Genomic DNA, 12,220 nt, shown 5'->3' with positions numbered 1-12,220 from the left:
ACTAATGCCTGAAATTATTTTAAACTTCGTTTTTTCTTTTTGCTTTATACCACCTTTCAGGAATCACCTGATTGCAAGCTTCCAGGTAATCCTCCTCACTGCAAGGTAATAACGTACTCTTTTTCAATTTAGTATTTAGATGTGCTAAAAACGGGATCTCTATCCACCATCTTCCACTGACAGGGCTTTTATAAAACACCAGCACCTCATCATCTATTGGAACCTGATACTTTGTAAACTCTTTTTTTGCGGAAATAGTATTTTCATTAGTTCGATAATTAACACCTTCGGCGAAATACCATATCATTTGAGCTATTAACATCGCGCCCAAATTTCCAAATTTAAGATTATCATATTCATAAATTCCAAAGGAACTCACTTTATCACTAATACCCGCATAGCGTGAGAGTGCACAAATCTCTTTACCGTCAAAGCCATTTGGAGAAGCTATATCCCGAGAACCAGAAGAAGGTGCACTAACAGCTGCCAAATCTATAGCTACCATATTAGCATCCCGCATAACCGGCTCTACCAATTTAATATTATTGCTCACTTCACCTAGTCGATAGGCATCAAAAAACAGCCGTTCCATCAATTCTATTTCATCCTGTGAATTGAAATAGGTTTGATAACCGATGTTAGAATAATTAAACAAATTATAAGGTTGATTTACGACTATTTTACCTACATAAGACCTATTACTTATGGGGTTTTCGGCATTACCCAAATCGAAACGGCTATCAATATTCACTAAATTCACCATTTGATCCAAGGTATCATAAGCCCGGTATTGCCCATAAACCAAATCTTGACTCCCTCCTAAAAGGACCGGAATGATATCTTTTTTAACCAATCGAGCCACAAGCGTTTGAACCGCAAAATAAGTATCCTCAACCGTTTCGCCTTTTTCAACATCACCTAAATCGGCGATAGCAATATCCCAGTTTCCAGGGAACAAACTATAAAATGCTTTTCTTATACCTTCAAAATCAAGAAAGTCTATTTCCTCTCCCAAACGGTTTTCCTTAATACCAACTACCGCCATTTGCACCCCATTTAAATCTGGTAAGCCTTGAGAGGCAGTATGTTTTTTCACTGAATTCCCCAGGGTATATTCACCAAATCCATTAATTTCCCGAAGCAAAACTTCAGAAAGGGGACTCAGAAAATCTAAATCCATAAATTATTTCTTCTTTTTTGTAGCTGTTTTCTTTTTTGCAGTGCTTTTCTTAGCATTCGACTTTTTAACAGGAGCTTTCTTCTTGGTGGTTTTTTTCTTTTTTTTAGACTTTTCCTCAAGAATTTCTTTCACCTCTTCCAAACTCAAATTTTCAGCATCTGTAGTTTTTGGTAATTCAATTTTTGTCTTACCCTTTATGATATTAAACCTTCCCCAACGCGCCTTTTCAACCCTAATTCCTTCTTGTTCCCAATTATGGATCAATTTCTCACGCTCCTTACGTTTTTTATCCTCAATTAAAGTTTCAATATCCTCAACGGAAAGATTGTCAAAATCGTATTTCTTATTTACATTAATAAAAATTCCATTCCATTTCAAGAAAGGACCAAATCGACCTACTCCTTTTTGAACGGGCATATCTTCATAATAATGAATTGGCGCATCGGCCTTTTCTTTTTCTTTAATCAATTCCAAAGCCCTTTCAAAATTAACATTCAAAGGGTCCTCTCCTTTTTCCAGAGAAACATATTTCTTACCGAATTTTACATATGGACCAAAGCGCCCATTATTCACCTCAACTTTTTCATCTTTATATTCTCCTAATTCCTTCGGAAGCTGGAAAAGATCCATAGCTTCTTGGTAAGTTACAGAATCCAAAGTTTGGTCAGGACCAAGGCTGGCAAATTTTGGCTTTTCATCGTCCTCCACTGAGCCGATTTGAACCATAGGCCCAAATTTTCCCAAACGAACACTTACCGGTTTCCCGGTTTCTGGATCCTCACCTAAAATTCTTTCCCCAACTTCCCTATCTGCATTTTTGGCCACATCCTCTACTTGTGGATGAAAGTCTTCATAAAATTCTTTCATCATATGGGTCCATTCTTCATTCCCTTCCGCAATATCATCAAAACTCTGTTCAACTTTTGCGGTAAAATTATAGTCCAGAATATTGGAAAAATGATTGACAAGAAAATCATTTACCACCATACCAACAGCAGTAGGCACCAACTTTCCTTTATCGCTTCCAACAGTTTCGGTTAATTTATTCTCTTTAATATTTTCTCCCTGAAGTAGGAATTGCAAATACTCGCGCTCTGTGCCATCTACTGACCCCTTTTCGATATAATTTCTATTTTGAATTGTAGAAATAGTTGGCGCATAAGTAGAAGGACGACCAATCCCCAATTCTTCCAGTTTTTTGACTAAAGAAGCTTCAGTGTACCTGTAAGGTGCCCTGGTAAACCTTTCAGTTGCCGTAATGTAATTATTATTTAGGACCTGATTTTGCTTTAAGGCTGGCAACATTCCGTTTTGCTCTTCTGCATCCTCATCATCATCGGTGCTTTCCAGGTAAACTTTTAAAAAACCATCAAATTTAAGCACCTCTCCATTTGCAGAAAACTGCTTATCGTGTTTAGAAGCATCAATTTTTACATTGGTACGTTCTAATTGAGCTTGGCTCATTTGTGATGCAATAGCTCGTTTCCAAATTAATTCATACAAACGCTGTTCATCACGATCTGCCCTTACCGAATGATTGGCAAAATTTGTTGGCCTAATAGCCTCATGAGCTTCTTGGGCGCCTTTAGTTTTACCTTTAAACTGTCTGGATTGAGCATATTTATCTCCATATGCTTTTAAAATTTCCTCATTTGCTCCTTTTCGTGCATCTTCCGAAAGGTTTACTGAGTCTGTTCTCATATAAGTAATATGACCCGCTTCGTATAAACGCTGGGCCATAGTCATGGTCTTACTTACCGAAAAATATAATTTTCTCGCTGCTTCCTGTTGTAAGGTGGAGGTGGTAAAAGGTGGTGCCGGAGATTTCTTTGCTGGTTTTGTAATAAGTTCTGCTACCTTAAAATCTGATCCCAGGTTTTTTTGAAGAAATTTTTCAGCTTCTTTACGGGTATCAAAATTCTTAGGGATCTTCGCTTTAAAGGATTTACCATCTTCTGTAGCAAACTCAGCATCTATTCTAAAGGAAGCTTCCGCAGAAAAACTTTGTATTTCGCGTTCCCTTTCTACAATAAGCCTAACCGCAACAGATTGCACTCTACCCGCTGAAAGCCCACCTTTTACTTTCCGCCATAGTACAGGCGAAAGTTCGTAACCAACCAATCTATCAAGGACTCTACGGGCTTGCTGAGCATTGACCAGGTTATAATTTATCCCTCTAGGATTATCTATCGCCTTCAGAATAGCCGATTTAGTGATTTCGTGAAAAACAATTCTCTTAGTTTTCTCACTCTTAAGATTAAGTTCCTCTGCTAGATGCCAGGCAATAGCCTCTCCTTCCCGGTCTTCATCACTAGCCAGCCAAACCATTTCCGCATCTTTCGCAAAACCTTTTAGTTTTCTAACGACATCTTTTTTGTCTTTAGAAACTACATATTTTGGTTTAAAATTACCTTCTGTATCTACACCTAACTCTTTTGTAGGCAAGTCGGCAATATGGCCAAAACTGGAAGCCACCTTATAATCCTTACCTAAAAATTTTTCGATGGTTTTCGCCTTGGCAGGGGACTCTACAATCACTAAATTCTTTGCCATAACTCTATTTTTTCTAGCTGCAAAAGTATATCAATTTTTTTTTAACAGCCTACTTGATTTCACAAAACAACAAGAAATAGCTTGTAAAACAGCCACATTAAAGACTTACGCCTTAAAAATTTTATTTACCCAAACCCTATAAAAAAGCCCCGCAGTTTTGCGAGGCATCCTTAAAAACCAAACAAATAATAATCAATTGAGATTGAAAGCGCTTAGTAAATTAATCTCATTTCCTTTATAAGTATATTGGAAAAGTGTATTATCCCCAACCATTAACAGCACATCTTCTAATGGGATGACGTCATAGGTGTTAATTTCCTGAAAATGGTCTATTAGTTCCAGGTTGGGGGTATTTTTTGTATCATATATTTTTAAACCAGCAGTACCGTCACAGACAAAAAGCCAATCGTCTTTTACCCCAAGGCCGTATGGGTTTTTCATTTCGTAGGATTGCAATAAAATCGGGTTGGATTTATCGGCAACATCAATCACATCCAACTGGCTCCACTGCTGTCCGCAGGGGTTTCCGCCGCGAATAGTCACATAAGCGATATCATCTTTTACTACCACAGGGTCGCAGCCGCGGATATGACTGAACATAGATCTAAATTGCGGGGAAGCAGGATCTTCCACACTATAAATATACAGTCCCGTTGAACTTCCCAGGTACAGGTGCTTTTCCTTGTTGAAAATAGTTTCAATATCTCTTCCAATGTATTGGGTCTTTATCAGCTCTGGATTTCGCAATCCCGCGATACTAAAAACAGATAGCTGATTCTGATCTACTACATATAAATAGTTGTCATGAATATTGAAACGTGCCAGAGAACCACCGGTTCCTGAACCGCCTGCAGAATTCGCTCCCGAATTAAAGAAAGAATCTTCCCCCGTTTCTGTATTGGCCATTTCGATTTTTCGGGTCTCCATCACATAGCCCACTACTACTTCGGTTTCTGGATTGAAATTATCACTGTCCACAAATGAAGCACTGGCTGGAATACGGTTATTATGATTAGGGAAGACATTTTTCATTCTTTCTTCCTCCTTTAAATTATGGATATCACTTATATCAAAAATCACAAGGTCCATCGCTGAATTTGCAAACAACATATCATCCTTTACCGCGATATCCGTATTCTGTGGGATTTCAAGAAATTTAATTTTCACAGGATTACGATGATCACTGTTATCTATGATATGAACTCCTTTTTGATTGTCATTTATAAAAACATAATTGCCATAGGCGTATATTTTTCCAGCTTCTATAATCGCTCTGGGCTCAGAAATCTTCACCATTGCCCTGAATTCCTCGATTGGTTTTACAACTGGAACCGCTACATTATAAAATTCTCCTTCAGTAGATTCTTTTTCACAAGAAGTGAACAAAGCCATTAAGGCCAGCAGTAGCAACGTAATTAAACTGTAGAAAAATCTCATAATTATTAGGTTGGTTTCCTAATAGATGCAGAAAACACATAAAGGTTGCGTAAGAAAATTAAAAAAATTGCTGTCACTTTGTCAGAAGTTGGTTTACCCTTATCTTTGCATTTCTTAATCCTGAAAAGGAAGAATTGAAATATGGAGAAGATAATAAATGAACAACAGCAGGGGAATGCATTGGTAATAGAACCTAAGAAAGAAAATACCCGTAAACTTTTTATTGAAAGTTACGGGTGTGCTATGAATTTCAGCGACAGCGAAATTGTAGCTTCCATCCTTGCGAAAGAAGGTTTTAACACCACAGAAAATCTTGAAGAAGCGGACCTTGTTTTGGTTAACACTTGTTCTATTCGGGAAAAAGCCGAACAAACCGTACGTAAACGACTTGAGAAATATAACGCGGTAAAGAGAACAAATCCAGGGATGAAAGTTGGTGTTTTAGGTTGTATGGCCGAACGCCTTAAGGAAAAATTCCTGGAAGAAGAAAAAATTGTAGATCTTGTAGTTGGCCCAGATGCCTATAAAGACCTACCAAATCTTATAGATGAAGTTGAAGCTGGACGCGATGCAATAAATGTGTTACTTTCCAAAGAGGAAACCTATGGTGATATTTCTCCTGTAAGACTTCAAACTAATGGGGTTTCGGCCTTTGTTTCCATAACCCGAGGTTGCGATAATATGTGCACTTTTTGCGTGGTACCCTTCACCAGAGGGAGAGAACGAAGCAGGGATCCTCAAAGTATCGTAGAAGAAGTAAATGATCTCTGGGAAAAAGGTTTTAAAGAAATCACTCTCTTGGGCCAGAATGTAGACAGTTATTTGTGGTATGGAGGCGGACTTAAAAAAGATTTTAAGAATGCTTCAAAAATGCAAAAGGCAACAGCAACCAATTTTTCCCAACTCTTGAAACTCGTGGCTGAAGCACAACCAAAAATGAGGATTAGGTTCTCGACTTCAAATCCACAGGATATGACTTTAGATGTAATTGAAACTATGGCCACCTACCCAAATATTTGTAAACATATTCATTTACCGGTTCAAAGTGGAAGTAACAGGATCTTAAAAGAGATGAACAGGCTGCATACTCGCCAAGAATATTTCAAACTTATAGATTATATAAGAGAATTAATGCCGGAATGCTCTATTTCACAGGATTTAATCGTGGGATTCCCTACAGAAACAGAACAGGATCACCAGGATACGCTTTCACTTATGAAATACGTTAAATATGATTTTGGATATATGTATGCTTATTCCGAAAGACCCGGTACTATGGCTGCTCGAAAATTAAAAGACGATGTACCTTCAGATGTAAAGCAACGAAGGTTAGCTGAAATAGTACAACTCCAGCGGGAACATAATCATTATAGAACCCAAGGATACCTAAATAAAACGGTAGAGGTTTTGATTGAAAAGGAATCTAAAAAGTCAAGTAAACATTGGAGTGGGCGCACAACCCAAAATACAGTTGCAGTATTTCCCAAGGAAGATTATAACATAGGCGATTTTGTAAAAGTAAAAATAGAGGATTGTACCAGTGCAACGCTAATCGGAAATGCAGTTGGATACAGTGATAATAATTAAAAAATAACGCTTATTTCTAAAGGTGTAACAAAACAGGCTAAATATTAACAGATAGGTTTTGTCCTACGGAAATAATAGCATTCAAATATGGAATCAATTCAGGCAGTAAAACAGCGATTTGGAATAATCGGCGATGACCAACACCTTAATCGGGCTATAGAAAAAGCGATCCAGGTTGCGCCTACAGATATTTCTGTATTAGTAACTGGAGAAAGTGGAGTCGGGAAAGAAAGTATCCCAAAAATAATCCATTCTTTATCACATAGAAAACACGGTAAATACATCGCGGTGAACTGTGGGGCAATTCCCGAAGGAACTATAGATTCCGAACTTTTTGGACACGAGAAAGGTGCTTTTACCGGCGCTACCCAAACCAGAAGTGGTTATTTTGAAGTAGCCGACGGAGGAACGATTTTTTTAGATGAAGTCGGAGAATTACCGCTTCCCACACAGGTGCGTTTGCTTCGTGTTTTGGAAAACGGGGAATTTATAAAAGTAGGATCTTCTAAGGTTCAAAAATCCGATGTTCGCATAATTGCGGCTACGAACATCAACATGCAGGAATCAATCAAAAAAGAACGTTTTAGAGAAGACCTTTATTATCGGTTGAGCACCGTAGAAATCAATCTTCCACCATTGAGAGAGCGAAAAGATGATATCCATTTATTATTCAGGAAATTCGCTTCAGATTTCGCCTTAAAGTACAAAATGCCCACTATTAAACTTCAGGACGATGCCGTAGGCTTGTTGCAGAAATACCGTTGGGGTGGGAATATTCGGCAGTTGAGGAATATAGCCGAACAAATTTCGGTTTTAGAGCAGGAACGTATTATAGGCCCTGAACGTCTGAAAGAATATTTGCCAAATATCGGAAGTAATTTACCCGCAGTAATAGCCGATAAAAAGAAAGAAAGCGATTTCAGCAACGAGCGTGAAATTCTTTATAAAGTCCTTTTTGATATGAAAAGCGACCTTACCGACCTGAAAAAACTCACCTTAAAACTTATGGAGAGCGGAAACTCAAAGAAGGTTCAAGATGAGAACGAGAGTCTGATCCAAAAGCTTTATGGTGATGAAGAGGGCGAAGATGTTGATGCGGAAGAATTGGAAGCTTTAAATGACGAACGATTGGAAGTACTTCAAATTCCACAAAACAGTCCGAAATCTGAACTTAATAGAGATAAGGATAAATATTATTTTGCTGAAGAAATTCAGGAAGAAGAAACGCTTTCATTACAAGACAAAGAATTAGAACTTATTAAAAAATCATTGGAGCGCCATAGCGGAAAACGCAAAGCTGCAGCTGAAGAATTAGGCATAAGCGAGCGCACGCTTTATAGAAAAATAAAACAATACGACCTGTAATTTTAGTCCTTCGATTTTATGAAACAATCATCCTTCCTTTTATCTTTTGTGCTAATGTTTAGCACACAATCCTGTGGGATTTACTCTTTTACAGGTGCCGATACTGGCGCAGCCGAATCCTTCCAGGTGAATTTCTTTCAAAACCAGGCTGATTTAGTTGAGCCGGGCATCGATAGAACCTTTACCCTGCAATTGCAGGATCTCATCCAGAATCAAACCAGTTTAAGCCTGGCCAATGAAAATGCCGATCTTATTTTTGAAGGGGAAATTATAGATTTTTATGTAGCTCCAATTACAGCTACTGCCGATAATACGGCAGCACAAAACCGGCTTACTATCGCAGTAAATGTTCGCTATTATAACACCTTGGAACCCGAAAAGGATTTTGAAAGACGTTTCTCTTTTTATTACGATTATCCAGCTAATGCGCAATTGGTTGGTGATGTTTTGGAAACCGCGGTAAATGAGATTTACACACGACTGACCCAGGATATCTTTAATGCCGCTTTAACCGATTGGTAAACATGGAAGCAGAAGAATTCATAAAATTATTGCAACAACCAGCCAGTATTACGGCTGGTCAAACTACTGCTTTGGAAAAATTAATTCAAAAAGCCCCTTATTTTCAGGCGGCACGTGCAGTGAGACTTAAAGGTTTAAAAGAGCACCAGGAATTCAGTTACAATAGCGCACTAAAAAAAACAGCCGCTTACACCACTAATCGCAGTGTGCTATTCGATTTTATTACTTCGTTAGAATTTAATCAGAATAAAATTGCAAGGCAAATTCAGGATCAGGAAGAACAATTGCGCAATATAACGGTCTTTGAAGCTGAGGAGGTTTTTGCCAAAAGAAGTATGGCCATAGATGAAGCTATCAAAATGCGTCAATCTGAATCTGAACAGGTAATGGATCCCGAGTTGTTTTCTGAAAAAGAAACAGGAATCAAAGAAAGATCTGTACAGGATCCAGCCAAAGATCGATTGAAAATAGGAGAACCTTTAGAGTTTGATGCTTCGGAATCACATTCCTTTTCAGAATGGTTGCGCCTTACTTCAGCAAAACCTATTAAAAGGGAGGATTCTGAGGAAGAATTTCAGAAAGATGAGCTTCAGCATAAAAAGTTTGAACTCATCGATAAGTTTATATCTAAAAGTCCAAAGATAAAACCAGGCAAACCTACCAATAAATCGAACCTTGCAGAAGTAGGCACAACTCCACCAGAGTCATTAATGACAGAGACTTTAGCAAGAGTGTATCTGGAACAAAAAAATTACAAAAAGGCCATTCAGGCATATAAAATATTAATTTTGAAAAATCCCGAAAAAAGTGGTTTCTTTGCTGACCAAATTCGGGCAATCGAAAAATTACAAGAAAATAACACAAAGCAAGAATGAGCACATTCACGATTTTTTTAGCATTAATAGTTATTGTAGCTTTTTTACTAGTTGTAGTAATTATGGTACAAAATCCTAAAGGGGGTGGTTTATCTTCCTCTTTTGGTGGCAGCGGACAACAAGTTGGTGGCGTTAAGAAGACAGGAGACTTTTTGGATAAAAGTACCTGGACTTTGGCTACTCTTTTATTAGTCCTGATTTTACTTTCTAATGTCACTATTATGGATGATTCAGGTTATGGTGAATCAAAGGTTTTTGACGAAGAAGCAATGCCCGCGAACACCACAACCCCACCGGCACAAATGCCAGGACAAACATCCGAATCTGACAGCACTCAATAAACGCGCTAGTTCATTATAATTTAGAAATGCCAGCTTATGACAAGCTGGCATTTTTTATTGGGAATTGGCAGTAAAAGCGGGGTGGCATAATTTTAGAAATAGGCTTAGTCACTTATTAAAAGATTAATTAACCTAAATAAATTTATAAAAAATGGGACTAAACATTAAACCACTCTCAGACAGGGTTCTAATTGAGCCTGAAGCTGCCGAAACAAAAACGGCATCTGGAATTTACATTCCCGAAACTGCTAAAGAAAAACCGCAACGTGGAAAAGTCGTTGCTGTAGGCAAGGGAAATAAAGACCACGATATGACTGTGAAAGTTGGTGATACTGTACTTTATGGGAAATACTCCGGTACAGAATTGAAACTTGAAGGCACAGACTATCTAATGATGAGAGAAGATGACATTCTTGCAATAGTATAGGACTTCTTTTCCCCACTTCCGGGGAGATTTTCAAAATAAAAATAATAACAATTCAATTTCCGCTCCTGCGGAAATAATAAAATTAAATAACAATGGCAAAAGATATAAAATTTGACATTCAAGCCCGTGACGGAATTAAGCGCGGTGTAGATGCATTGGCAAATGCTGTAAAGGTAACTTTAGGCCCGAAGGGACGTAACGTAGTAATAAGCAAATCTTTTGGTGCACCAACTGTAACTAAAGACGGTGTAACCGTAGCAAAAGAGATTGAGTTAGAGGATCCCTTGGAGAATATGGGGGCTCAAATGGTTAAGGAAGTTGCTTCTAAAACAAATGACCTGGCTGGAGACGGTACCACAACCGCTACTGTACTTGCCCAGGCTATCGTAAAGGAAGGCCTTAAAAATGTTGCTGCTGGCGCAAGCCCAATGGATCTCAAAAGAGGGATTGATAAGGCTGTAAAAGCCATCACTAAAGATCTGGAGAAACAAACCAAAGAAGTAGGTGATTCCTCAGAAAAAATAAAGCAAGTAGCTGCTATTTCAGCAAATAACGACGAACATATTGGGGATCTAATCGCTCAGGCTTTTGGAAAAGTTGGAAAAGAAGGTGTAATTACCGTAGAAGAAGCAAAAGGTACCGAAACTCACGTAGAAGTCGTTGAAGGTATGCAATTTGATCGGGGTTATCTTTCGCCATATTTCGTGACAAATTCAGAAAAAATGTCTGCAGATCTTGAAGATCCTTACATTTTATTGTTCGATAAAAAGATTTCTTCGATGAAAGATTTGCTTCCAGTTCTTGAACCGGTAGCACAATCTGGAAAACCACTTTTAATTATTGCTGAAGATGTAGACGGTGAAGCCCTTGCTACTTTGGTGGTGAATAAATTACGCGGTTCTCTTAAAATTGCTGCTGTTAAAGCACCAGGATTTGGAGACCGAAGAAAAGCTATGTTGGAAGACATCGCTATCTTAACTGGTGGAACCGTTATTTCTGAAGAAAGAGGGTTCTCTTTAGAAAACGCTACAATTGATATGTTAGGTACTGCTGAAAAAGTGGCTATCGATAAAGACAACACAACAATTGTAAACGGTGCAGGTGATAATAAGCAAATCGAAGAACGTGTAAATCAGATCAAAGCTCAGATCGAAACTACTACTTCGGATTATGATAAGGAAAAACTTCAGGAGCGTTTGGCAAAACTTGCAGGTGGCGTTGCCGTACTGTATGTAGGGGCAGCTTCAGAAGTTGAAATGAAAGAGAAGAAAGACCGTGTAGATGATGCACTTCATGCAACCCGTGCGGCTGTAGAAGAAGGAATCGTAGCAGGTGGTGGTGTCGCTTTTGTAAGAGCACAAGCCGTTCTTTCCAAGGTGAAGACTATAAATGACGATGAAGCAACCGGAGTTCAAATTGTCTTTAGAGCAATTGAAGCTCCGCTTAGAACCATCGTCGAAAATGCAGGTGGTGAAGCTTCTGTTGTAATCAATAAAGTTCTTGAAGGCAAGAAAGAATTTGGTTATGATGCAAAAACCGACACTTTTGTTGACATGATGAAAGCCGGAATTATAGATCCTAAGAAAGTAACAAGAGTTGCCCTTGAAAACGCTGCTTCTGTTGCTGGTATGATCTTGACTACCGAATGTGCCCTTGTTGATCTTCCAGAAGACGATAAAGGTGGCGGAATGCCAGGTGGAATGGGTGGAGGAATGCCCGGAATGATGTAATGAACCACGTATAAATTTAAAAGTACAAGGTTTTAAATAGTAAAATCCCGCTTCTATCTGGAGGCGGGATTTTTATTTTTATCCGTGTTATAATTTAATAGATAGCTAGAGGGTGTAATTTGAAGTCTGTCTGAGAATTTTTATATTAATACTCAAACAGATTTAAAATGACACAGGAAGAATTAAACAAGATTGAAAAGAAA

The 12,220-nt window shown here is 38.3% G+C and carries 10 protein-coding genes; 7 read left to right on the top strand and 3 right to left on the bottom strand.

Annotation, left to right across the window (positions count from 1 at the left end):
- Positions 1–19: 19 nt before the first annotated feature.
- From DET49_RS16375 to DET49_RS16365, 3 genes are all read right to left on the bottom strand, one after another.
- Positions 20–1,180 (bottom strand): formimidoylglutamase, encoded by a 1,161-nt coding sequence (locus tag DET49_RS16375; protein WP_133549661.1) that lies wholly within the window; start codon positions 1,178–1,180, stop codon positions 20–22.
- Positions 1,181–1,183: 3 nt separating this feature from the next.
- On the bottom strand, positions 1,184–3,733 hold the full coding sequence (topA, locus tag DET49_RS16370) for a type I DNA topoisomerase (protein WP_133549659.1): 2,550 nt from the start codon (positions 3,731–3,733) through the stop codon (positions 1,184–1,186).
- Positions 3,734–3,925: 192 nt separating this feature from the next.
- Complete coding sequence (locus DET49_RS16365) at positions 3,926–5,170, bottom strand: LVIVD repeat-containing protein (protein WP_133549657.1); 1,245 nt, start codon at positions 5,168–5,170, stop codon at positions 3,926–3,928.
- Positions 5,171–5,311: 141 nt separating this feature from the next.
- On the opposite strand from DET49_RS16365, the gene miaB reads away from it, so the two are divergent.
- From miaB to groL, 7 genes are all read left to right on the top strand, one after another.
- A complete protein-coding gene (gene miaB, locus DET49_RS16360) occupies positions 5,312–6,757 on the top strand; it encodes a tRNA (N6-isopentenyl adenosine(37)-C2)-methylthiotransferase MiaB (protein WP_133549655.1) in 1,446 nt (481 codons plus the stop codon).
- Positions 6,758–6,844: 87 nt separating this feature from the next.
- The gene (locus DET49_RS16355; RefSeq protein WP_133549653.1) at positions 6,845–8,122 is read left to right on the top strand and encodes a sigma-54 interaction domain-containing protein; all 1,278 of its coding nucleotides are present in this window, start codon (positions 6,845–6,847) and stop codon (positions 8,120–8,122) included.
- Positions 8,123–8,140: 18 nt separating this feature from the next.
- A complete protein-coding gene (locus tag DET49_RS16350) occupies positions 8,141–8,644 on the top strand; it encodes an LptE family protein (protein ID WP_133549651.1) in 504 nt (167 codons plus the stop codon).
- A gap of 2 nt (positions 8,645–8,646) precedes the next feature.
- The gene (locus DET49_RS16345) at positions 8,647–9,519 is read left to right on the top strand and encodes a hypothetical protein (protein ID WP_133549649.1); all 873 of its coding nucleotides are present in this window, start codon (positions 8,647–8,649) and stop codon (positions 9,517–9,519) included.
- Positions 9,516–9,860 (top strand): preprotein translocase subunit SecG, encoded by a 345-nt coding sequence (gene secG / locus DET49_RS16340; protein ID WP_133549647.1) that lies wholly within the window; start codon positions 9,516–9,518, stop codon positions 9,858–9,860. The genes DET49_RS16345 and secG overlap by 4 nt, the downstream gene beginning before the upstream one ends.
- A 151-nt stretch (positions 9,861–10,011) precedes the next feature.
- Positions 10,012–10,287, top strand: coding sequence for a co-chaperone GroES (gene groES / locus DET49_RS16335; protein WP_057482963.1), 276 nt, complete (start codon positions 10,012–10,014; stop codon positions 10,285–10,287).
- A 92-nt stretch (positions 10,288–10,379) separates the two neighbouring features.
- A complete protein-coding gene (gene groL / locus DET49_RS16330) occupies positions 10,380–12,017 on the top strand; it encodes a chaperonin GroEL (RefSeq protein ID WP_133549645.1) in 1,638 nt (545 codons plus the stop codon).
- Positions 12,018–12,220 lie beyond the last annotated feature (203 nt).

Source organism: Salegentibacter sp. 24, from assembly GCF_004362395.1.
GTDB lineage: Bacteria > Bacteroidota > Bacteroidia > Flavobacteriales > Flavobacteriaceae > Salegentibacter.
The sequence above is the reverse complement of the archived record's forward strand: the minus strand, read 5'-3'. Positions and strand labels throughout refer to the sequence as shown.